This is a genomic window from Kitasatospora sp. NPDC093558, assembly GCF_040683475.1.
Lineage (GTDB): Bacteria > Actinomycetota > Actinomycetes > Streptomycetales > Streptomycetaceae > Kitasatospora.
Genome location: NZ_JBFBDY010000032.1, coordinates 1 through 22,842, shown reverse-complemented (window position 1 = coordinate 22,842; position 22,842 = coordinate 1). Strand labels below are relative to the sequence as shown.

Below are 22,842 nucleotides of genomic sequence, written 5' to 3'. Positions count from 1 at the left end.
CGCGGCTCCGGGATGGTTCGGAGACGCTCCATCGGGGGTCATTCGCCCGGTATGGCCGGAATTCCGAGGTGGCCGAGTTGGCCGTTGTGGAGCATTGGCACTGCTGTGCGGCAGGTCACAATCCGGTAATGAGAAGATGGAGCCATGAAGGGACGCGTCCTCGTCGTTGATGACGACTCCGCACTGGCCGAGATGCTCGGCATCGTGCTGCGTGGTGAGGGTTTTGAGCCGTTTTTCGTCGCCGACGGGGACAAGGCGCTAGCCGCGTTCCGGGAGACCAAGCCCGACCTGGTCCTGCTGGACCTGATGCTGCCCGGCCGGGACGGCATCGACGTCTGCCGGCAGATCCGTGCGGAGTCCGGGATCCCGATCGTCATGCTGACCGCGAAGACCGACACGGTCGACGTCGTGGTGGGCCTGGAGTCGGGTGCCGACGACTACGTCACGAAGCCGTTCAAGCCCAAGGAGCTGGTGGCCCGGGTGCGTGCCCGGCTGCGCCGCGCCGAGGAGCCGACGCCCGAGCAGCTGACCATAGGCGATCTGGTGATCGACGTGGCCGGTCACTCCGTGAAGCGGGACGGCCGGGGCATCCCGCTGACCCCACTGGAGTTCGACCTGCTGGTCGCGCTGGCCCGCAAGCCCTGGCAGGTGTTCACCCGCGAGGTGCTGCTGGAGCAGGTCTGGGGCTACCGCCACGCGGCGGACACCCGGCTGGTCAACGTCCACGTCCAGCGCCTGCGGTCGAAGATCGAGAAGGACCCGGAGCGCCCCGAGATCGTGGTGACCGTCCGCGGCGTCGGCTACAAGGCCGGACCCAGCTGACGTGACGCACCGGGCTGACGACTCCCCGTCGGGTTCCGCGACCGACGGGGCCGGCGCCGTGCGCGGGGACGTGCTGAGTTCGACCACCCGCCGTCGGCGCGGCCCGGCCGCGATGCTCGCGCTGCTGACCCGTCAGCTGCGCCGTCCCACGATCCGGGTGACGGCGCTGTACCGCCGCTCGATCCAGCTGCGCGTCGTCGCGGTGTCGCTGCTGGCGTCCATCGCGGTGGTGCTGGTGCTCGGCGTGGTCGTCGTGGCGCAGGTGCGCACCGGCCTGCTGGACACCAAGCTGGCCTCCGCGCGCGAGCAGGCGAGGATCGGCTTCCAGGCCGAGCTGAAGAAGATCGACGAGGCCAAGGACCAGCGGCTGCGGGTCGGCGCGACGGCGGACCCGGTCACCGAGGAGGTCGGCTCCTGGCTGCTGCGGCAGGTCAACGACCTGGCCGCGAGCGGGCAGACGGTCTACTCGGTGATCGCGATGGTGCCCGGCACCGGCCAGAGCGTGATGCCGGACGCGGTGGGCTTCGGCCCGCGCTACTCGGGCGACATCCTGCCGATCAGCGTGCCCGACACGCTGCGGGCCAAGGTGTACGCCGAGCCCGGCCAGATGTTCGACCAGCCGACCCGGATCCACCGTTCCGCCGAGAGCGGAGGGCACACCGAGCCCGGACTGGCGCTCGGCATGCAGTTCGTCGGGCCCACCGGCATCAGCTACCAGCTCTTCTACGTGTTCTCCTTCGGCCAGGAGACGGACACCCTCAACCTCGTCACCGGCACCCTGGCGACCGCCGGCGTGTTCGTGGTGATCCTCATGGGCGGCATCGCCTGGGTCGTGGTGCGCCAGGTGGTCACCCCGGTCCGGATGGCCGCCGGGATCTCCGAGCGGCTGGCCGACGGGCACCTGGAAGAGCGGATGAAGGTCACCGGCACCGACGACATCGCCCGCCTCGGCGAGTCGTACAACCGGATGGCCAACGCGCTCCAGGCACAGATCCGGCAGCTGGAGGAGCTGTCCCGGGTGCAGCGGCGCTTCGTCTCGGACGTCTCGCACGAGCTGCGCACCCCGCTGACGACAGTCCGGATGGCCGCCGACCTGATCTACGACAGCCGCGAGGACCTGGACCCGATGGCGGCCCGCTCGGCGGAGCTGCTGCAGGGCCAGCTGGACCGCTTCGAGTCGCTGCTCGCCGACCTGCTGGAGATCAGCCGCTTCGACGCCGGCGCCGCGATCCTGGACGCCGAGCCGGTGGACCTGCGCGACATCGTCGCCCGCGTGGTGGAGGCCGCGGACCCGCTGGCGCAGGCCAAGGGCAGCGCCGTGGTGATCCGCGGCGACGGCGAGCCGGTCGTCGCCGAGGTGGACTCCCGCCGGATCGAGCGCATCCTGCGCAACCTGGTGGTCAACGCGCTGGAGCACGGCGAGGGCCGCGACGTCGTGGTCCGGCTGGGTTCGGCGGACGGCGCGGTCGCGGTCGGCGTGCGCGACTACGGCATCGGGCTCAAGCCGGGCGAGGCGTCCCGGGTGTTCCACCGCTTCTGGCGGGCCGACCCGTCCCGGGTGCGGACCACCGGCGGCACCGGCCTCGGCCTGTCGATCGCGGTCGAGGACGCGCACCTGCACGGCGGCTGGCTCCAGGCCTGGGGCGAGCCCGGCGGCGGCTCGCACTTCCGGCTGACCCTGCCGCGCACCCGCGGCGGCGAGATCAGCCGGGCGCCGTTCCGGCTGGAGCCGGAGGACTCGCGCAACAACCGGGGCCTCGGCACGTACGGCACGCCGTACCGGCGGGCGATCAGCCCGGCCGGCGCGACGGCGTCGGCCGCGGCCGAGGAAGCGGCCGAGACGCCGGACAGCACCGGCAGCAGCCTGGGCAGCGGCCTCGGCGGAGTGCTGAACATCGGCCCTGGCCTCGGCAAGGTCCGGCTGCCGGAGGGCCCGCGCGCGGACCCGTCGGACGTGTGGGCGGCGGCCGGGTACGGTGCCACCGGTGCCCAGGTCATGGTGGACCCCACGCCCGGCCGGCCGTCGGTGGCACAGCGCACGGCGGAGCCGGATCTGACGGGCGGGACGGACACGGAGGGGACGCAGCGTGCGAAGGACGAGCGGCAGGCCTGATCCGCGGCTCGCGGCGGTGGCCGGCGGGGCGCTCGTCGCCCTGCTGGCCGGCGGGTGCGCGGCCATGCCGGACTCGGGCGGCATCACCAAGGTCGAGCTCTCCCAGGGCTCGGCCGACAAGAACCTGCAGGTGCGGGTCTTCCCGGTGGGGCCCGCCAAGGGCGCCAAGCCGCAGGACCTGCTGGCCGGCTTCCTCGACGCGGTGACGGCCGACGAGGGCTACGACACGGCGCGCAAGTACCTCACCGAGGAGGCCGCCGCGAGCTGGAACCCGGACGCGGGCATCACGGTGCTCTCCGCTACCGCGCCGCCGCCCGGTACGGATCTCCCCGACACGGAGACCACGGCCACCCTGCCCATCAGCGGGCAGGTCGTCGCCACCGTCGATCCCCGGCACACGTACGGGCTGGTGACCGGGCAGAGCACGAAGTCGTCCGACTTCACGTTCGTCCGGCAGAAGGACGGGCAGTGGCGGATCGACAAGCTGCCGCCCGGCCTGATCATGAACGAGACCAACTTCCGCAACAGCTACCGCCAGGTGGACCGGTACTTCTACGCCGCGCCCGACCCGTCGACCGTGGCGGCCGGGCCGGTGCCGGACGTGCTGGTCGCCGACCCGATCTACCTGCGGCGGCGGACGGACCCGCTGACGGCGGCGGCCAAGGCGCTGGTCGGCGGGCCGTCGAACTGGCTCGGACCGGCCGTCCGGACGGCCTTCCCCGGCGGCGTCGACGTCGACCGGGTCAGCGTCGACGACAGTCGCGTGGCCCACGTGCAGCTTCTCGGCACCGACCTCGCCGAGGCGGTGTCCTGCCGGCGGATGGCGACCCAGCTCTTCTACACGCTCGCCGAGCAGAGCAAGGGCCAGGTCGAGAAGCTGGAGCTGAAGGCCGGGCGCAACGGCTGCACGGCCAGCCGCGGCGACTCGCCGTTCACCGGCCCCGGGGCGCTGGTCGGGCTGGGCGGGCAGCAGTACCTGCAGCGCAATGACAACGGTGCCCTGATGAAGATCACCGACAACGGCACCGAATCCGTGCGTGGCGTGCTCGGCAAGCCGCAGCCGGCCGGAAGGAGCCCGCTCGGCCCCCTCGCCGTCCGCCGGGACGGCTCCCAGGCCGCCGCGCTCAGCCGCGACCACCACCAGCTCTACTCGGTGCCGCTGTCCGACAACGCGGTCGCGCTGCCCGAGCCGGTGCTCACCTCGGCGCACAGCGGCGACGACGGGCTCGCCTCGCCCAGCTGGGACGGCCGCGGCGACCTCTGGGTGGTGGACCGCAGCCCGGACGACCCGCGCGTGGTGATGGTCCGCGGCAACCGGACGTACACCGTCCCGGTCGAGGACCTGAAGGGGCAGAGCGTGCAGATGCTCCGGGTCTCCTCGGACGGCGCCCGGATCGCCCTCGTGGTGAAGGGGCCGAGCTCGCCCAGCCGGTCGCTGATGTTCGGCGCGATCGTGCACGGCGGTACCCCGGACGCGCCGACCGTGCGGATCGTCGGGCTGCACACGGCGGCGCCGGCGCTCACCGACGTCGCCTCGCTGTCCTGGGCGGAGTCCGACCAGCTGCTGGTGCTGGGCAAGGAGGCCGACCGCCTCCCGCAGCTGCACTACATCAGCACCGACGGCTCCCCGAGCACCGACGCCCCGGCGCAGGGCGGCGAGGGCATGGCCACCGCCGAGGCCTCGGAGTCCCGGGCGAACGTGCTGGCGCAGGCCTCGCCGGTGCTGGCGCTGCAGGCCACGGAGGGGCGGATCTACCGGCTGACCAACAGTCAGTGGCGGGAGGTCTCGCTGCCGGACCGGGCGAGCGCGTTCTTCTACCCGGGCTGAGTCCGGGGCCGGTTGAGCGGGCCTCAGGGGGCGTGCAGCGCACCGGTCGCCGCGACGGTGGCCGCCGCCCGGGCCGGCAGGCCGGCCGCGGCCAGTGCCCGGGCGGCCTCGGCGAGGCTGGCGCCGGTGGTCACCAGGTCGTCCACCAGCACCGGTTGACGGCCCGCCACGCTCCGGCGGGCGCGCGGCAGGACGGTGAGCGCGCCGTGCAGGTTGCGGCGGCGCTCGGCCGCGGTCAGCTCGGCCTGGTCGGCGACCGGACGGGCGTGCCGCAGCAGCGGCGCGGCCCTGGCGTCCAGTCCGGCCCGGCGCAGCGAGCGCGCGGCGGCCGCGGCCAGCCGGAGCGTCGGGTCGTGGCCGCGGGCGCGGACGGCGGCCCGGGCCGAGGGCATCGGCACCAGCAGCAGCGGCGCGAGCCCGGCGCGCGGCCCGAGGGCGGAGCGCACCGCCCGGCCGAGCGCTTCGCCGAGCGGGCCGGCCAGCCGCAGCGCGCCGCGTTCCTTGTGGGCGAGCAGCAACTGCCGCACCGGGTCGGCGTACGGGGCTGCGGCGTGCGCCCACGGCAGCAGGGTGGGGCCCGGCCGGGAGGAGGCCAGGGCGTGCCGGCACGCCGGGCAGAGCTGGGTGCGGTCGGTGCCGCAGCCTGCGCAGTGCGTGGGCAGCAGGACGTCCAGCAGATCGGCCAGTGCGTGGCCGAACGGCCCTTGGGGGGAAGGGCGGCGGACGGGTTCGGTGGTGGGTGGCACGGCTGCTCCAGGCGGCGGCAGGCACGAAGAGTGAGCAAAGGATGCGCCGTACGGGGGGTGTTGTCCAGGTATTCACCCATGCTTCACTCCTAGGAGGGTAAACAGGGTGCAACAGCTTGACCGTTTGCCCACCGCTCCTGGCCCATGCCCACGACCGAGCCTGGGGAGGCGAAAACCCCGCGTGAGGTGTTCGATAAGGCTTCAAGGGGTTTCAACCGTCCCTGGTGGGGAGGAAGTGAGGTGAGGGCCAGTCGTTCCCGCCGCTGGCGGTGGGGGCGGGGGGCCGGCAGTGGATGGGCTGGTCCAGCTGGGTCTCAGTCCGGTCCGGTAGCACCCGGATCGGCGTCAGCACGAGGGATCGGAGTTCTGCGTGGACATCGTCGTCAAGGGCCGCAAGACCGAGGTGCCCAAGAGGTTCCGCGAGCACGTGGCCGAGAAGCTGGAGAAGGTCCAGAAGTTCGACGGCAAGGTGATCAGCCTCGACGTCGAGGTGTCCAAGGAGCACAACCCGCGGCAGGCCGACCGGTCCGAGCGGGTGGAGATCACTCTCCGTACCCGTGGGCCGGTGATCCGGGCCGAAGCCGCCGCCGGGGACCCGTACGCGGCGCTCGACCTGGCCTCGGCGAAGCTCGACGCCCAGCTGCGCAAGTCCGCGGACCGGCGTCGGGTGCACAAGGGCGGCAACGGCCGCACCCCGATCAGCGTCGCCGAGGCGACCGCGGCCCTGGCCGGGCTGCCGGAGCCGACGGCGCCGGAGGGTGAAGCCAACGGGTCCGTCCGCAAGACCATGATGGGATCCCTGGAAGTGGAGGGCGAAGGCCCGCTGGTGGTTCGGGAGAAGACCCACCCGGCCGCCCCGATGGCGCTGGACCAGGCGCTCTACGAGATGGAGCTGGTCGGCCACGACTTCTACCTGTTCGTGGAGAAGGACAGCGGCCTGCCGAGCGTCGTCTACCGCCGGCACGGCTACCACTACGGTGTCATCCACCTGCAGACCGACCCCACCGCGCAGTCGGCGGGCGGCGGCGCGGGTGGCGCGATCGGCGGAGCCGACGACGAGGACTGACCGTCCGGAGCGATGAACGGGTGACCCCGGTGGCCTCGGCCGCCGGGGTCACCGGCGTTTTCGGGCCAAGGGCCGTTCGTGGACGCCGGCGTTCCGGGACCGTCCGTGGCCGAACGCCGGTCGAGCGCGGTCGCGGGCCGTGGCGGAGGAGTCACTCGTTGCGGGGGAATCGGCATCGGAGGGTGACCGTCGCGTGGCCGCGGCGTGGAATGATTGGCGCACGACGTCCCGCGAAGGGGGAGGAGCGGATGGGCGATCACTTCGGGCTGGGGCCCGCTGGGGGGCCGGTAGCCGGACTGTCCCCGGGAGCGGGGGACGAGCCCGCGTACGCACCGCGCCGGGGTGAGCCGATCCGCGTGCTGGTGGTGGACGACCACGCGCTCTTCCGCCGCGGGCTGGAGATCGTGCTCGCCGAGGAGCCGGACATCAAGGTCGTCGGCGAGGCGGGGGACGGCGCCGAGGCCGTGCTGAAGGCCGCCGACCTGCTGCCCGACATCATCCTGATGGACGTCCGGATGCCGCGCCGCAGCGGGATCGAGGCGTGCACGGCGATCAAGGACGTGGCACCCAGCACCAAGATCATCATGCTGACGATAAGCGACGAGGAGGCCGACCTCTACGAGGCGATCAAGGCGGGGGCCACCGGCTACCTGCTGAAGGAGATCTCCACCGACGAGGTCGCCACCGCGATCCGCGCCGTCGCCGACGGGCAGTCGCAGATCAGCCCGTCGATGGCCTCCAAGCTGCTCACCGAGTTCAAGTCGATGATCCAGCGCCGCTCCGACGACCGGGACCTGGTGCCCGCACCCCGGCTCACCGACCGGGAGTTGGAGGTGCTCAAGCTGGTGGCGACCGGGATGAACAACCGGGAGATCGCCAAGGAACTGTTCATCAGCGAGAACACCGTGAAGAACCACGTGCGCAACATCCTGGAGAAGCTGCAGCTCCACTCCCGGATGGAGGCCGTGGTCTACGCGATGCGCGAGAAGATCCTCGAAATAGGGTGACGCGGCGCGCTGCGGCCGGTGCGGCTCATGCCGCGAGCAGCCTCTCCAGGGCGGGGCGCAGCCGTTCGTCGTGCAGCGTCTCGACCCGTACGGCGTCGCAGCCCACCCACGAGGCCGCTTCGCGCAGCGCCGTCGCCGCTGCCTCGACGTGTCGCGCGGAGTCGAGCGAGACCTGGCGGGCGACCAGGGTGCGCCCCTCGCGGGCCGGGTCCACCCGGCCGACCAGACGGCCGCCGGCGAGCAGGGGCATGGCGAAGTAGCCGTGCACCCGCTTGTGCTTGGGGGTGTAGGCCTCCAGGCGGTGCGTCATCCCGAAGATCCGTTCGGTGCGGGCGCGGTCCCAGACCAGGGAGTCGAACGGCGAGAGCAGCGTGGTGCGGTGGCGCCCGCGCGGGGCGGCGGCCAGGGCGGCGGGGTCGGCCCAGGCGGGGGCCGTGGTGCCGTCCGGGCCCCAGCCGGCCACCTCGACCGGGACGAGGCCGGTGTCGGCGAGGACCGGGTCCAACTCCTCGGCGCGCAGCCGGTGGTAGTCCAGCAGGTCGGTGCGGGTGGCCACGCCGAGGGCGGCGCCGGCCTGGGCGACCAGGGTGCGGACGCAGTCCGCGTCGGCCGGCTCCTGGCCGAACAGGCCATCGGGGATGGCCTGTTCGGCCAGTGCGTAGACCCGCTTCCAGCTCCGGCGCTCGGTGCAGACCACGTCGCCGAAGGCCAGCGCCCGCTCGACCGCGATCTTGGTGTCGGACCAGTCCCACCACTCGGCGGTCCGCTTGGCGCCGCCCAGCTCGGTGGACGTCAACGGCCCTTCGGTGCGCAGCTTGTCGAGCACGTGCCGGTACGTCTCGGGCGTGACCTGGTGGCCCCAGAGGTGGCCGCGGTCGCGGTAGCGGCGGCGCCGGAACGCGAACAGCGGCCACTCCTCGACGGGCAGGACGCAGGCCGCGTGCGACCAGTACTCGAAGCTGGTGCCGTGGCCCCAGTACGCGGCCTCGACGGCCGGGCGGCCGACCGCGCCGAGCCGGGCGTACGGGACCAGCTCGTGCGAGCGGGCCAGCACCGAGATCGTGTCCAACTGGACGGCGCCCAGGTGCCGCAGCACCCCGCGCACCCCGGCCCGTCGGTCCGGCGCACCGAGCAGGCCCTGCGCGCGCAGGGCGATCCGGCGGGCGTCGTCGGCGCTCAGGACGGCGACGGGGGAGCTGTGTGCGGGCGCGGCGCTCATGTCCGGGAGCGTAACGCCCGCCGCTGACAACCGATTCCGGTGGGCTCAGGCCAGGTCGGACGGCAGCAGCGAGGCGACCCAGGAGTCGTGGAAGACGCCGCGCTGCTCGGCGTACGAGCGCAGCGTGCCCTCGAAGCGGTAGCCGACCCGCTCGGCGACGGCGCGGGAGCCGTCGTTGCCGACGTAGGCGAGCCACTGGAGGCGGCGGACGCCGAGCTCGGTGAGGGCCCAGCGGGCGACCTCGCGGGCCGCCTCGACGGTGTAGCCGCGGCCGCGCTGTTCCTTGGCCGTCCACCAGCCGACGGACGCGGCGGCCGGGTCGGCGGCGAAGCGGGAGACCGACTGGGCGCCGACCAGCCGCCCGGTGGCGCGGTCGGTCACGCACCAGATGTACTCGGAGCCCTCGCGCAGCCCGTGCGGGGCCAGGGTGCGCACGAAGAACTCCGCGTCCTCGCGCCGGTAGGGGACCGGGACCACCGTCCAGCGCTGGATCTCCTCGTCCTGGCAGGCGGCGTAGATCGCGTCGATGTCCGATTCCTGCGGGGCGCGCAGGACGAGGCGCTCGGTGGTGAGGGTGACGGGCGTGGTCCGGGATTCTTCCATGCCCGGATTATTCCGCCGAACCGGAGGGCGGTCATCCGCGTGATCCGCCAACTCGTCGGGCCCGAGACCGTTTTGCCCCGGTGGGCGGTGCTATCGGTCGGGTGCCCCTGCGAGTGACACGGGAATACCGTGCTGACGCACCTCCCGGGGCATTGGACTCCTCGCATACGATGGCCCGTGCGGTGGGGTGGACCCGCCGTGCAGTCGTCCAGTGCCAATACAGGCAAGGAGCCCGCTCTAGTGTCCGTCTTCGACAAGATCCTGCGCGCCGGCGAAGGCAAGATCCTTCGCAAGCTGCAGCGGATTGCTGCCCAGGTCAACTCCATCGAAGAGGACTTCGTCAACCTCACCGACGCGGAGCTGCGGGCGCTGACCGACGAGTACAAGCAGCGGCTCGCCGACGGAGAGTCCCTGGACGACATCCTCCCCGAGGCGTTCGCCACCGTCCGCGAGGCCGCCAAGCGCGTCCTCGGCCAGCGGCACTACGACGTCCAGCTCATGGGCGGCGCCGCGCTGCACCTCGGCTACGTCGCCGAGATGCGCACCGGTGAGGGCAAGACCCTCGTCGGCACCCTGCCCGCGTACCTGAACGCGCTCACCGGCAAGGGCGTCCACCTGATCACCGTCAACGACTACCTCGCCGAGCGCGACTCGGAGTGGATGGGCCGGGTGCACCGCTTCCTGGGCCTCGAAGTCGGCGTGATCCTGGCCAACATGACGCCCGCCGAGCGCAAGCGCCAGTACGCGATGGACATCACGTACGGCACCAACAACGAGTTCGGCTTCGACTACCTGCGCGACAACATGGCCTGGTCGAAGGACGAACTCGTCCAGCGCGGCCACAACTTCGCGGTGGTCGACGAGGTCGACTCGATCCTCATCGACGAGGCCCGCACCCCGCTGATCATCTCCGGCCCGGCCGACCAGGCGACCAAGTGGTACGCCGACTTCGCCAAGCTGGTGCTGCGCCTGAAGATCGACCGCGACTACGAGGTCGACGAGAAGAAGCGCACCGTCGGCATCCTGGAGGAGGGCGTCACCCGGGTCGAGGACTACCTCGGCATCGACAACCTCTACGAGTCGGTGAACACCCCGCTGGTCGGCTTCCTGAACAACGCCATCAAGGCCAAGGAGCTGTACAAGGCGGACAAGGACTACGTCGTCATGAACGGCGAAGTCATGATCGTCGACGAGCACACCGGCCGCATCCTGGCCGGGCGCCGCTACAACGAGGGCATGCACCAGGCGATCGAGGCCAAGGAGGGGGTGGAGGTCCAGAACGAGAACCAGACCCTGGCCACCATCACCCTGCAGAACTTCTTCCGCCTGTACGACAAGCTGTCCGGCATGACCGGTACCGGCACCACCGAGGCGGCCGAGTTCCACCAGATCTACAAGCTCGGCGTCGTGCCGATCCCGACCAACAAGACGCCGCTGCGCATCGACCAGCCCGACCTGATCTACAAGTCGGAGCCGGCCAAGTTCGCCGCCGTCGTCGAGGACATCGCCGAGAAGCACGAGAAGGGCCAGCCGGTACTGGTCGGCACCGTGTCGGTCGAGAAGTCCGAGTACCTGTCGCAGGAGCTGCGCAAGCGCGGCATCCCGCACGAGGTGCTGAACGCCAAGCACCACGAGCGCGAGGCGCAGATCGTCGCGCAGGCCGGCCGCAAGGGCGCCGTCACCGTCGCCACCAACATGGCCGGCCGCGGCACCGACATCATGCTCGGTGGCAACCCGGACCACCTCGCGGCGGCCGAGCTGGCGCAGCGCGGTCTCTCCGCAGGCGACAACCCGGCGGAGTACGAGGCCGAGTTCCCGGCCGCGCTGGAGAAGGCCAAGGCCTCGGTCAAGGCCGAGCAGGACGAGGTCAAGGAGGCCGGTGGCCTCTACGTCCTCGGCACCGAGCGCCACGAGTCCCGCCGGATCGACAACCAGCTGCGCGGCCGCTCCGGCCGTCAGGGCGACCCGGGCGAGTCCCGCTTCTACCTGTCGCTCGGCGACGACCTGATGCGCCTGTTCAAGGCCGGCATGGTCGAGCGCGTGCTCTCGATGGCCAACGTGCCCGAGGACGTGCCGATCGAGTCGAAGATGGTCACCCGGGCGATCGCCTCCGCGCAGACCCAGGTCGAGCAGCAGAACTTCGAGATCCGCAAGAACGTCCTGAAGTACGACGAGGTGCTGAACCGCCAGCGCGAGGTCATCTACGGCGAGCGCCGCCGCGTCCTGGAGGGCGAGGACCTGCAGGAGCAGGTCGGCCACTTCATGGACGACACCGTCGAGGCCTACGTCAAGGCGGCCACCGGCGAGGGCTTCGAGGACGACTGGGACCTGGAGAAGCTCTGGTCCGCGCTCAAGCAGCTCTACCCGCTCTCGCTGGACCTGGAGGAGCTCGAGGAGGAGGCCGGCGGCTCCGGCGGCCTGACCTCCGAGTTCCTCACCAAGGTCGTCCAGGAGGACATCCAGGCCCAGTACGGCGCCCGTGAGGACCAGCTCGGCGAGGAGATCATGCGCGAGCTGGAGCGCCGGGTCGTCCTGTCGGTGCTGGACCGCCGCTGGCGCGAGCACCTCTACGAGATGGACTACCTCCAGGAGGGCATCGGCCTGCGGGCCATGGCGCAGCGCGACCCGCTGATCGAGTACCAGCGCGAGGGCTTCGACATGTTCACCGCGATGATGGAGGGCATCAAGGAGGAGTCCGTCGGCTACCTGTTCAACCTGGAGGTCCAGGTCGAGCAGCAGGTCGAGGAGGTCCCGGTCGAGGACACCGAGGTGGTGCTCGACAAGCTGGAGAAGGACGCCGCCCGCCCGGAGATCAAGGCCAAGGGCCTGGAGGCCCCGAAGCCGCAGCGGCTGCACTACACGGCCCCCTCGGACGAGATCGGCGGCGGCGTGGTCGAGGGCGACTTCGACGACCTCGCGCCGGAGGACGAGGGCGACGGCCTGACCCGCGCCGAGCGCCGCAAGGCCGCGAAGTCGGCCAAGGGCCGCCGCCGCAAGGCCTGAGCCACCGCGCCACCGAGCAGGGCGCCGTTCCCGTACGGGGGCGGCGCCCTGCGCCGTCACCGGGCCTCCACGGCGGTGCACTGCCACTGCCCGGCCGGCCCGCGCTGTTCGAGGCGGAAGGCCACCATGTGGTGCCGCCGGCCGAGGTCGACCCGGACGCACGCCTCGACGGCGTCGGGCGAGGGCGACCGGTCGTGCACCGGGCCGAGGCGCGGCCGGGCGGCGGGGCCGCCGCGGCGCAGGGCGCCCATGCGGACGAGGGAGGCGAGCTGGCCGTAGCCGTCCAGGCTGGTGTGCCGCATCAGCTGGCCAGACGGGCGGGCGCCGGTGAGCACCTCGACGAGCTGGTGCGCGAAGCGTGCCGCGAGGGCGCGGGCGTCGTGGCCGGGCGGCGCGCCGGTGCAGTCGGCCCGGGGGTGCCGGGGCCGTCGCCCGGCGGGGTGCGGCGCATCGCCGTGCGGGTGGCGGTGGGGGCGGGCGGCGAGCGGTGCGGTCATGGGTGTCTCCTCGGGGCCGTGCGGGCGGGCGGGGGTGCTCCGGGGCGTGGTGGTCACGGGTGGTTCCTCGGTCGGGTGGCGGTGGCGCGGACGATCGGGCGGTGCTTCTCGTGCGGCGGTGCTTCTCGTGGAGCGGTGCTTCCTCGGGCCGGTGAAGGCGGCTCGGGGGTGCCTCCTCGGGTGAGTGGTGCGGGTACGGACGGGTCCTTGGTAGCGGCGGCCGGGACGGGGCGGCAAGGGGATTCCGCAACCGCGGCGGGCGGACGGGCAAGTTCACCTATCCGGGTGAATGGCCCGTTGCGGCGGCGGCCGGCCGGGTCGTTCCCGAGGCGCGCGGTTGACGTGCGGGGACGGACGGAAAGGCCCGAAAGAGGACGGTCGGGTTCGCCGGTCCGGGTGGTGCGGACGGGATCACGCGTTGCGCCCGCCCGCCGTCGGCGCGCAGGATCGGATCCTGACCGGGAACCGCAGGAGCGGGCGCGACGCCCCACGACCGACAGGCGGCCGGCATGACGACACGGGTAGCGGCGGAGCAGGCCCCGGCCCGGACGGGCGCCGCCCGGGGAGCGCCTCGGCGCGGGCTGGTGCTGGGCGGCGGCGGCATGCTCGGCGCGGCCTGGACGGTCGGCGCGCTGTGCGCCGTGGAGGAGGCGACCGGCTGGCGCCCCGGCGACGCCGACGTGCTCCTCGGCACCTCGGCCGGCTCCATCCTCGGCGCGCTGCTCGCCGCCGGCGTGCCGGTCGACCAGCTTCGCGACCACCAGCGCGGCCTGCCGCTCACCGAGGGCCCGCTGGCCGGCGTCGCCTTCGACTACGAGACGGCCGCCGGCGGCGCCCTCCCGCCCCGCCCGCGGGCCGGGATCGGCTCGCCGGGCCTCCTGCGGGACGCCGTCCGGCACCCCCGGGAGTACCCGCTGCTGACCATGGTGTCGGCCGTGGCGCCGCACGGCCGCGGCTCGCTCGCCCCGGTCGGCGAGCTGGTCCGCGGCCTGCACGGGCCGGGCGGCTGGCCGGCGGGCTCCGCACTGCGGGTGGCGGCGGTGGACTACCGCAGCGGCCACCGGGTGGTCTTCGGCGACCCGGACGCCCCGGCGGTCGCGATCGCCGACGCCGTGATGGCCTCCTGCGCGATCCCGGGCTGGTTCGCGCCCGTCCGCCTGGACGGCTCGGCGTACGTGGACGGCGGCTGCTGGTCGGCCACCAACGCCGACCTGCTGCTCGGCCGCGGCCTCGACGAGGTGTACGTGCTCGCCCCGATGGCCCTGCGCCTGCACCCCCGCACCGAGCGGGCCGACCGCGGCAACCTCGCCGCGCTGCGCGAGTGGCGCGCCCGGGACCGTCCGCGCGGCGTGCTCGCCCAGGTGGTCAGCCGCTACCGCCGGGCGGTGACCAGGCAGCTGCTGCGCGAGGCCGCGCTGCTGCGGGCCGAGGGCGTCCGGGTGCGGCTGCTCGCGCCGACGCCGGCGGACCTGGCGGCGATGGGCCCGAACATGATGGACCCGGCCCGCCGGGGCGCGGTCCTGGAGAGCGCGCTGCGCACCAGCCGGGAGGCGCTGGCGGCGGCCCGCTGAATCCGCGGGACGTGATCACGGCGGGCCTCCGGCGCTTATTCTTGGGGGCGCTGGAAGCTGTGCCGCTGGACGAACGCTGGACGAACCGGAGAGTGCCACCGATGCGCGTGTACGTGCCCACCACCCTGACCGGCCTGGCGGCGGCGCACCCGGGCGGCGCCCTGGAGCAGTCCGCGGCGTACGCCGTGACGCCCGCGCTGCGCGAGTGGTACGTCAGCGACGACATCGAGGAGCTGGAGTACGCGGCGCTGAACCGGGCCGCGCAGTCCTCGCTGCGGCTGCTGGCCGCCGACCCGGACGCGCCGCGCCGCCGGGTCGTGGTGGCGCTGGACGTGGCGGACTCCGCCGTGCGGCCCTTCCCCGGCGACGAGTACCAGGACCAGGCCTCGCTGGGCCGCGTGGTGCTGGCGGGCCCGGTGAAGCTGGCGAAGGCGGCGGCCGTGCACGCGGACGTCGCCGACGACGAGGTGCTCGCGGACGTGACGGCGGCCGTGGCCGCGGTGGCCGCCGCCGACGAGGGCGACCAGGACGCCCAGTTCACCGTGGACGGTGCCGAGGACCACGACCTGCTCTGGTTCGCGACCCAGGAGATCCCCGGGCTGCTCGCCTGACCGCAGGCCGGGCGTGAGCCCCGTCCTACCGGTCCGCCGGTGCCCGGAGTTACCGTTCGGGTCGTGCGCAATCACATCGTCTGGGACTGGAACGGCACGCTCTTCCACGACATGGAGGCGGTGCTCGGCGCGAGCAACGCCGCGTTCGCGACCATCGGCGTCGGGCCGATGACCATGCAGGAGTACCGCGAGCAGTACGAGATCCCGATCCCCAACTTCTACGAGCGCCTGCTCGGCCGCATGCCGACCCGGGCCGAATGGCTCCGCCTCGACGACGCCTTCCACGACCGCTACCGCGAGCTGAGCCCGGCCTGCGGCCTGACCGACGGCGTCCGCGAGCTGCTGTCGGGCTGGCAGGACGCCGGGCACAGCCAGTCCCTGCTGTCGATGTACGAGCACGAGAAGCTCGTGCCGCTGGTCGACGGCTTCGGCCTGACCGGCAGCTTCCTGCGCGTGGACGGCCGCAGCGGCCCCTCCGGCGGCCAGAAGGGCGAGCAGCTGGTCCGCCACCTGGCGGCGCTCGGCGAGCACGTGGACCCCGCCCGTACGGTCCTCATCGGGGACGCCGCGGACGACGCCCTGGCGGCGCTCGGCGCGGGCGCGCACGCCGTGCTCTACACCGGCGGCTCGCACACCAGGGAGAAGCTGGAGCCGGTCGGCGTGCCGGTCGTGGACACCCTCGCGGAGGCGGTCGAGCTGGCCGGGCGCCTGTAGTCCTGAGCTGCGGCGATGCTGCCGCGACGACGGCGGACGTGGCGCGCGCCACGTCCGCCGTTGGCGTGTCTGGGCGGGCGGAACCGCCGGAGGCTGGTCAGGCTGGACTGACATCGGTACAGCAGCAGGACGGAGCGCCATGCCCATCGACGCAGTCACCCAGGTGCCGGAGCCGGCCAACGAGCCGGTGCGGGCGTACGGGCCCGGCAGCCCCGAGCGGGGGCGCCTGGTGCGGCGGCTGGACGAGCTGGCGGCCGAGCAGGTGCCGCTGCCGATGACGATCGGCGGCGAGCAGCGCTTCGGCGGCGGCGAGCGGATCGAGGTCGTCCAGCCGCACCACCACGCCGCCAAGCTGGGCGTGCTCGGCAACGCCACCCGGGAGGACGCCCGCGCGGCGGTGGACGCGGCGCTGGCCGCCGGCCGGGAGTGGCGCTCGCTGTCCTTCGACGACCGCGCGGCGGTCTTCCTGCGCGCCGCCGACCTCCTCGCCGGGCCGTGGCGGGAGACCCTCAACGCGGCCACCATGCTGGGCCAGTCCAAGACCGCGCAGCAGGCGGAGATCGACTCGGCCTGCGAGCTGATCGACTTCTGGCGCTTCAATGTCCACTTCGCCCGGCAGATCCTGGCCGACCAGCCGATCTCCTCGCCGGGCGTGTGGAACCGCACCGACCACCGCCCGCTGGAAGGTTTCGTCTACGCGATCACGCCGTTCAACTTCACCGCGATCGCCGGGAACCTGCCCACCGCCCCCGCCCTGATGGGCAACACGGTGGTCTGGAAGCCCGCGCCCACCCAGATGCTGGCCGCCCACCACCTGATGCGCCTGCTGGAGGCGGCCGGCCTGCCGCCCGGGGTGATCAACCTGGTGACCGGCGACGGCCTGCAGGTGTCCCCGGTCGCGCTCGCCGACCCGGCGCTGGCGGGCCTGCACTTCACCGGCTCGACCGCCACCTTCCAGTCGCTGTGGCAGACGATCGGCGCCAACATCGGCGGCTACCGGACGTACCCGCGGATCGTCGGCGAGACCGGCGGCAAGGACTTCCTGCTCGCCCACCGCTCCGCCGACCCGGAGATCCTCAAGACGGCGCTGATCCGCGGCGCCTTCGAGTACCAGGGGCAGAAGTGCTCGGCGCTCTCCCGCGCCTACCTGCCGCGCAGCCTGTGGCAGCGGATCAAGGACGACTTCCTCGCCGAGGTCGACGCCCTGACCGTCGGCGACGTCACCGACCTCTCCAACTTCATGGGCGCGCTCATCGACCGGCGGGCCTTCGAGAAGAACCGGGACGCCATCGAGCGGGCCAAGCGCGACCCCACCGTCGAGCTGGCGGCCGGCGGCCAGTACGACGACGCGATCGGCTGGTTCGTCCGGCCGACCGTCCTGGTCTCCTCCGACCACCGCGGCGAGATCTTCCGCACCGAGTACTTCGGCCCGATCCTCGCCGTCCACGTCTACGAGGACTCCCGCTGGGACGACGTGTTCGGCCGGATCGACGCCGCAGCCCCGTACGGGCTGACCGGCGCCGTCATCGCACAGGACCGCTACGCGATCGCCAAAGCCGTGGAGGAACTGCGCTTCACCGCCGGAAACTTCTACATCAACGACAAACCGACCGGTGCGGTGGTCGGCCAGCAGCCCTTCGGCGGCAGCCGCGCCTCCGGCACCAACGACAAGGCGGGCGCCGCCCAGAACCTGCTGCGCTGGACCTCGGCCCGCTCGATCAAGGAGACCTTCGTCCCTCCGACGCAGTACGGCTACCCGCACATGGGCTGAAAGCGAACAGCAGGTTCCGGTTTGGACATGGTGTCCAGGACGGACCGGTCACCCGGCAGCTTTGCGCCTCCCTGTCCCTGTCCACCTTCGATTGATCCGGTTAGGCTGGCTGGCGTCGTCGGGTGGCTCCGCAGGACGAATCGTCCTACCCGCTGCGAAGGTATTTCATGCGCGCCATGAGCCCTTTTCAGTCGGATGGTGCGGCAGGATTGCGGTAGACCCGTCGGTGTTCATCCACACACGACCGAGTCACGCAACGGCGCGCGACAGGAGCCAAGAAGTCATGCAGACCAAGCTGGACGCAGCCAAGGCCGACCTGCTCAAGAAGGCAGCCGCAGCCGCTGAGAACAGCCAGGTGGGGGGAGCGGCGCCAGGGGAGGGTCTGAGCAACGGCGCTCTTACCGCGTACCTGCACCACTACTACCTCCACACCGCGCCCGAGGACCTCGTCGACCTCGACCCGGTCGACGTGTACGGCGCGGCCGCCTCGCACTACCGCCTGGGCCTCAAGCGCCCCCAGGGCACCGCCGAGGTGCGGGTGCACACCCCCTCGGTCGAGGAGAACGGCTGGTCCTGCGGCCACACCGTGGTCGAGGTCGTCACCGACGACATGTCCTTCCTGGTCGACTCGGTCACCAACGAGCTGTCCCGCCAGGACCGCGGCATCCACATCGTGATCCACCCCCAGCTGGTCGTCCGCCGTGACATCACCGGCAAGCTGCTGGAGATCCTGGACGTCGACGCCTGCGCCCGCAGCCAGGCCGCCGGCGCCGAGTGGCCCGCCGACGCGACCGTCGAGTCGTGGATGCACATCGAGATCGACCGCGAGACCGACCGCGAGGACCTGCGCTCGATCGAGACCAACCTGCGCCGCGTGCTCGGCGACGTCCGCGAGGTCGTCGAGGACTGGACCAAGATGCGCGACAGCGCGCTGCGCCTGGCCGACGAGCTGGCCGAGCAGCCCCCGGCCGGCCTGGCCGAGCAGGAGGTCGGCGAGGCCTGGGAGCTGATGCGCTGGCTCGCCGACGACCACTTCACCTTCCTCGGCTACCGCGAGTACGACCTCGTCGAGCACGAGGGCGAGGAGGTCCTGAAGGCCGTCGCCGGCACCGGCCTCGGCATCCTGCGCGCCGACCCGCACAGCCACGACGACCGCCACCACGCCGTCAGCGAGGCCTTCGGCCGCCTCTCCGCGCCGGTGCGCGCCAAGGCCCACGAGAAGAAGCTGCTCGTCCTCACCAAGGCCAACAGCCGCGCCACCGTGCACCGCCCGGCCTACCTCGACTACGTCGGCGTGAAGAAGTTCAACGCCGCCGGCGAGCCGATCGGCGAGCGCCGCTTCCTCGGCCTGTTCTCCTCCGCCGCGTACACCGAGTCCGTCACCCGGATCCCGGTCGTGCGCCGCAAGGTCCAGGCCGTCCTGGACGGCTCCGGCTTCTCCGGCGAGAGCCACGACGGCCGCGACCTGCTGCAGATCATGGAGACCTTCCCCCGGGACGAGATGTTCCAGACGGCGGCCTCCGAACTGCTCTCGATCGCCACGAGCGTGCTCTACCTGCAGGAGCGCCGCAAGCTGCGCCTCTTCCTGCGCCAGGACGAGTACGGCCGCTACTACTCGGCGTTCATCTACCTGCCGCGCGACCGGTACACCACCCGGATCCGCCTGCTGCTCACCGACATCCTCAAGGAAGAGCTGAACGGCGACGCCATCGACTACACGGTGTACGCCACCGAGTCGGTGCTGACCCGCCTGCACTTCGTCGTCCGGGTCGCCCCCGGCACCGAGCTGCCCCAGCTCACCGACGCCGACATCGAGCGGATCGAGAACCGCCTGGCCGAGGCCGCCCGGTTCTGGATGGACGGCTTCCACGACCAGCTGCACACCGAGCTGGGCGAGGAGAAGGCCGCCGAGCTCGGCCACAAGTACGCCAACGCCTTCCCCGACGGCTACCGCGCCGACTTCCCGCCGCGCACCGCCGTCTCGGACATCAAGCAGATCGAATCGCTGCACGGCGCGGGCGACTTCCGCCTCAACCTGTACCAGCCGGTCGGCGCCGGTGACGACGAGCGCCGCTTCAAGATCTACCGGGTCGGCGGCCCGATCTCGCTCACCGAGGTCCTGCCGGTGCTCCAGCGCCTGGGCGTCGAGGTGCTGGACGAGCACCCGTACGCGCTGCGCCGCTCCGACGGCACCACCGCGTGGGTGTACGACTTCGGCCTGAAGCTGCGCGAGGCCACCGAGCTCACCGACGAGGCGCGCGAGCGCTTCCAGGAGACCTTCGCCGCCACCTGGACCGGCCGGGCCGAGAACGACGGCTTCAACGAGCTCGTCCTCACCGCCGGACTGACCTGGCGCCAGGCGATGATGCTGCGCGCGTACGCCAAGTACCTGCGCCAGGCGGGTTCCACGTTCTCCCAGGACTACATGGAGGACGCGCTCCGCAACAACACCCACAGCACCCGCCTGCTGGTCAACCTGTTCGAGGCCCGGCTGAGCCCGAGCCACCGCTCGGGTGCCCTGGAGCTGACCGAGGGCATCCTGGAGGAGCTGGCCGGCGCGCTCGACGAGGTCGTCTCGCTGGACGAGGACCGCATCCTGCGCTCCTTCCTGAACCTCATCAAGGCCACCCTGCGGACCAACTTCTTCCAGCACGCCGCCGACGGCGAGTGGCACTCCTACGTGTCGATGAAGTTCGACCCGAAGGCCATCCCGGACCTGCCGGCCCCGCGCCCGGCGTTCGAGATCTGGGTGTACTCGCCGCAGGTCGAGGGCGTGCACCTGCGCTTCGGCAAGGTCGCCCGCGGTGGTCTGCGCTGGTCCGACCGGCGCGAGGACTTCCGCACCGAGATCCTCGGCCTGGTCAAGGCGCAGATGGTCAAGAACACCGTCATCGTGCCGGTCGGCGCCAAGGGCGGCTTCGTCGCCAAGCAGCTGCCGGACCCGTCGGTGGACCGCGACGCGTGGCTGGCCGAGGGCATCTCCTCGTACAAGACGTTCATCTCGGCGCTGCTCGACATCACCGACAACCTGGTCGGCGGCGAGGTCGTCCACCCGGCCGACGTGGTCCGCCACGACGAGGACGACACCTACCTGGTCGTCGCCGCCGACAAGGGCACCGCGACCTTCTCCGACATCGCCAACGGCGTCGCCGAGTCCTACGGCTTCTGGCTGGGCGACGCGTTCGCCTCCGGCGGCTCGGCCGGCTACGACCACAAGGGCATGGGCATCACCGCCCGCGGCGCCTGGGAGTCGGTCAAGCGCAACTTCCGCGAGCTCGGCGTCGACACCCAGACCGAGGACTTCACCGTCATCGGCATCGGCGACATGTCCGGCGACGTCTTCGGCAACGGCATGCTGCTCAGCGAGCACATCCGGCTGGTCGCCGCCTTCGACCACCGCCACATCTTCCTCGACCCGAACCCGGACGCGGCCGCCTCGTACGCCGAGCGCCGCCGCCTGTTCGACCTGCCGCGCAGCTCGTGGGACGACTACGACAAGTCGCTGATCTCGGCCGGCGGCGGCGTGCACCCCCGGTCGGCGAAGTCGATCCAGCTGACCCCGCAGGTCCGGGCCGCGCTCGGGATCCAGGACGCCCGGCTCACCCCGGCCGAGCTGATGAAGGCGATCCTCCAGGCGCCGGTCGACCTGTTCTGGAACGGCGGTATCGGCACCTACATCAAGGCCTCCGCCGAGACCAACGCCGAGGTCGGCGACAAGGCCAACGACGCCATCCGCGTCAACGGCGAGCAGGTCCGGGCCCGGGTCATCGGCGAGGGCGGCAACCTCGGCTGCACCCAGCTCGGCCGCATCGAGTACGCGGCGGCCGGCGGCCCGGAAGGCAACGGCGGCTGGATCAACACCGACGCCATCGACAACTCGGCCGGCGTGGACACCTCGGACCACGAGGTCAACATCAAGATCCTGCTCAACGGGGTCGTCGCCGAGGGCGACATGACGGTCAAGCAGCGCAACGTCCTGCTGGCCGAGATGACCGACGAGGTCGGCCACCTGGTGCTGCGCAACAACTACGCGCAGAACGTCGTTCTGGCCAACGCCGTCGCCCAGGCGCACAGCATGGTCAACGTCCACTCCCGGATGATCAACCGCTTCGAGGCGGCCGGCCAGCTCGACCGGGCGCTGGAGTTCCTGCCCGCCGAGCGCCTGATCCGCGAGCGCCAGCAGAACGGCCGCGGGCTCTCGCAGCCCGAGATGTCCGTCCTGCTCGCGTACACCAAGATCACGCTGGCCGAGGAGCTGCTCGCCACCGACCTGCCCGACGACCCGTACTTCCGCACCGCGCTGCACGAGTACTTCCCGAGCGCGCTGCGGGCGAGGTTCGCCGAGGCGATCGACGCCCACGCGCTGCGCCGCGAGATCATCACCACGCTGATCGTCAACGACACGATCAACCGCGGTGGCTGCACCTTCGCCTTCCGCCTGAAGGAGGAGACCGGCGCGACCTACGAGGAGATCGCCCGGACGCACACCGCCGCGCGGGCCGTGTTCGGCCTGGAGGAGATCTGGGGCGAGATCGAGGGCCTGGACAACAAGGTCCCGGCCCGGGTCCAGACCAAGATGCGGCTGCACTCGCGCCGCCTGGTCGAGCGCGCCACCCGGTGGATGCTCAACAACCGCCGCCAGCCGCTGGACATCGCCGGCACGATCGAGTTCTTCCGCGACCGGATCGCCCAGGTCTGGGGCTCGCTGCCCAAGCCGCTGCGCGGCGAGGACCTGGCCTGGTTCGAGTCGATCTACGGCGAGCTCGCCGCGGCGGGCGTGCCGGAGGAGCTGGCCACCCGGATCGCCGGCCTGTCCTCGGTCTTCCCGACCCTGGACATCACCGAGGTCGCGGACCGCTCCGGCAAGGACGTCGCGGACGTCGCCGAGCTCTACTACGACCTCGGCGACCGCCTGCAGATCTCGCACCTGCTGGACCGCATCATCGACCTGCCCCGCACCGACCGCTGGTCGTCGATGGCCCGCGCCGCGATCCGCGAGGACCTCTTCGCGGCGCACGCGGCGCTGACCGCCGACATCCTCGCCTGCGGCCCCGAGGGCGCCACCCCGGAGGAGCGCTACACCGCCTGGGCGGAGCTCAACGGCACGCTGCTGAACCGGGCGAAGAGCACGCTCGACGACATAAGGGGTTCGGACAACTACGAGCTGTCCAGCCTCTCGGTCGCGATGCGCGTCATCCGCACCCTCCTGCGCACCGGCTCGATGCGCTGACAGCTCCGCTGAACGGCGGGCCCGCGTCCTACGGTTCGCGG

15 protein-coding genes are annotated in these 22,842 nt (G+C 72.2%); 11 read left to right on the top strand and 4 right to left on the bottom strand.

Translation table 11 applies throughout. From position 1 onward, the window contains the following. Nucleotides 1-144: 144 nt before the first annotated feature. The 3 genes from mtrA (at nt 145) to AB0O00_RS06095 (ending at nt 4,763) form a co-directional block, all read left to right on the top strand. Nucleotides 145-822, top strand: a complete 678-nt coding sequence (gene mtrA, locus AB0O00_RS06105) for an MtrAB system response regulator MtrA (protein ID WP_030061806.1) — start codon at nt 145-147, stop codon at nt 820-822. A gap of 112 nt (nt 823-934) precedes the next feature. After that, nucleotides 935-2,935, top strand: coding sequence for an MtrAB system histidine kinase MtrB (gene mtrB / locus AB0O00_RS06100; RefSeq protein ID WP_363648908.1), 2,001 nt, complete (start codon nt 935-937; stop codon nt 2,933-2,935). Beyond that, nucleotides 2,910-4,763: an LpqB family beta-propeller domain-containing protein gene (locus tag AB0O00_RS06095; RefSeq protein WP_363648901.1), complete on the top strand. Its 1,854-nt coding sequence runs from the start codon at nt 2,910-2,912 to the stop codon at nt 4,761-4,763. The genes mtrB and AB0O00_RS06095 overlap by 26 nt, the downstream gene beginning before the upstream one ends. Before the next feature lie 23 nt (nt 4,764-4,786). Here the strand turns inward: AB0O00_RS06095 and AB0O00_RS06090 are convergent, their stop codons facing one another. Beyond that, a complete protein-coding gene (locus AB0O00_RS06090) occupies nt 4,787-5,509 on the bottom strand; it encodes a phosphoribosyltransferase family protein (protein ID WP_363648900.1) in 723 nt (240 codons plus the stop codon). 370 nt (nt 5,510-5,879) lie between these two features. Between AB0O00_RS06090 and raiA the strand changes: the two genes are divergently transcribed. Both raiA and AB0O00_RS06080 read left to right on the top strand, forming a co-directional pair. Further along, nucleotides 5,880-6,575 (top strand): ribosome-associated translation inhibitor RaiA, encoded by a 696-nt coding sequence (raiA, locus tag AB0O00_RS06085; RefSeq protein WP_363648899.1) that lies wholly within the window; start codon nt 5,880-5,882, stop codon nt 6,573-6,575. Between the two features lie 248 nt (nt 6,576-6,823). Then, nucleotides 6,824-7,582, top strand: coding sequence for a response regulator transcription factor (locus AB0O00_RS06080; RefSeq protein ID WP_329929205.1), 759 nt, complete (start codon nt 6,824-6,826; stop codon nt 7,580-7,582). 25 nt (nt 7,583-7,607) lie between these two features. Here the strand turns inward: AB0O00_RS06080 and AB0O00_RS06075 are convergent, their stop codons facing one another. After that, nucleotides 7,608-8,801 (bottom strand): crosslink repair DNA glycosylase YcaQ family protein, encoded by a 1,194-nt coding sequence (locus AB0O00_RS06075; RefSeq protein WP_363648898.1) that lies wholly within the window; start codon nt 8,799-8,801, stop codon nt 7,608-7,610. 45 nt (nt 8,802-8,846) lie between these two features. Then, nucleotides 8,847-9,404 carry a GNAT family N-acetyltransferase gene (locus AB0O00_RS06070; protein WP_363648897.1) on the bottom strand — a complete coding sequence of 186 codons (558 nt, stop codon included), beginning with the start codon at nt 9,402-9,404 and terminating at the stop codon, nt 8,847-8,849. A gap of 240 nt (nt 9,405-9,644) precedes the next feature. Between AB0O00_RS06070 and secA the strand changes: the two genes are divergently transcribed. Beyond that, nucleotides 9,645-12,407 carry a preprotein translocase subunit SecA gene (gene secA / locus AB0O00_RS06065; protein ID WP_363648896.1) on the top strand — a complete coding sequence of 921 codons (2,763 nt, stop codon included), beginning with the start codon at nt 9,645-9,647 and terminating at the stop codon, nt 12,405-12,407. A gap of 56 nt (nt 12,408-12,463) precedes the next feature. Here the strand turns inward: secA and AB0O00_RS06060 are convergent, their stop codons facing one another. After that, nucleotides 12,464-12,961, bottom strand: coding sequence for an Rv3235 family protein (locus AB0O00_RS06060; protein WP_363648895.1), 498 nt, complete (start codon nt 12,959-12,961; stop codon nt 12,464-12,466). Between the two features lie 452 nt (nt 12,962-13,413). Between AB0O00_RS06060 and AB0O00_RS06055 the strand changes: the two genes are divergently transcribed. From AB0O00_RS06055 to AB0O00_RS06035, 5 genes are all read left to right on the top strand, one after another. Then, on the top strand, nt 13,414-14,475 hold the full coding sequence (locus AB0O00_RS06055) for a patatin-like phospholipase family protein (protein ID WP_363648894.1): 1,062 nt from the start codon (nt 13,414-13,416) through the stop codon (nt 14,473-14,475). A gap of 101 nt (nt 14,476-14,576) precedes the next feature. Then, on the top strand, nt 14,577-15,086 hold the full coding sequence (locus tag AB0O00_RS06050; protein ID WP_363648893.1) for a hypothetical protein: 510 nt from the start codon (nt 14,577-14,579) through the stop codon (nt 15,084-15,086). A 63-nt stretch (nt 15,087-15,149) separates the two neighbouring features. Next, nucleotides 15,150-15,800 carry an HAD hydrolase-like protein gene (locus AB0O00_RS06045; protein WP_363648892.1) on the top strand — a complete coding sequence of 217 codons (651 nt, stop codon included), beginning with the start codon at nt 15,150-15,152 and terminating at the stop codon, nt 15,798-15,800. A 145-nt stretch (nt 15,801-15,945) separates the two neighbouring features. Further along, complete coding sequence (gene pruA / locus AB0O00_RS06040; protein ID WP_363648907.1) at nt 15,946-17,571, top strand: L-glutamate gamma-semialdehyde dehydrogenase; 1,626 nt, start codon at nt 15,946-15,948, stop codon at nt 17,569-17,571. 283 nt (nt 17,572-17,854) lie between these two features. Then, nucleotides 17,855-22,801 (top strand): NAD-glutamate dehydrogenase, encoded by a 4,947-nt coding sequence (locus AB0O00_RS06035; protein WP_363648891.1) that lies wholly within the window; start codon nt 17,855-17,857, stop codon nt 22,799-22,801. Nucleotides 22,802-22,842 lie beyond the last annotated feature (41 nt).

Coding starts and splice junctions, on each gene's coding strand:
- mtrA (WP_030061806.1), top strand. CDS start 145: ATGAAGGGACGCGTCCTCGTCGTTGATGACGACTCCGCACTGGCCGAG.
- mtrB (WP_363648908.1), top strand. CDS start 935: ATGCTCGCGCTGCTGACCCGTCAGCTGCGCCGTCCCACGATCCGGGTG.
- AB0O00_RS06080 (WP_329929205.1), top strand. CDS start 6,824: ATGGGCGATCACTTCGGGCTGGGGCCCGCTGGGGGGCCGGTAGCCGGA.
- AB0O00_RS06075 (WP_363648898.1), bottom strand. CDS start 8,801: ATGAGCGCCGCGCCCGCACACAGCTCCCCCGTCGCCGTCCTGAGCGCC.
- AB0O00_RS06070 (WP_363648897.1), bottom strand. CDS start 9,404: ATGGAAGAATCCCGGACCACGCCCGTCACCCTCACCACCGAGCGCCTC.
- AB0O00_RS06055 (WP_363648894.1), top strand. CDS start 13,414: ATGACGACACGGGTAGCGGCGGAGCAGGCCCCGGCCCGGACGGGCGCC.
- AB0O00_RS06050 (WP_363648893.1), top strand. CDS start 14,577: ATGCGCGTGTACGTGCCCACCACCCTGACCGGCCTGGCGGCGGCGCAC.
- AB0O00_RS06035 (WP_363648891.1), top strand. CDS start 17,855: ATGCAGACCAAGCTGGACGCAGCCAAGGCCGACCTGCTCAAGAAGGCA.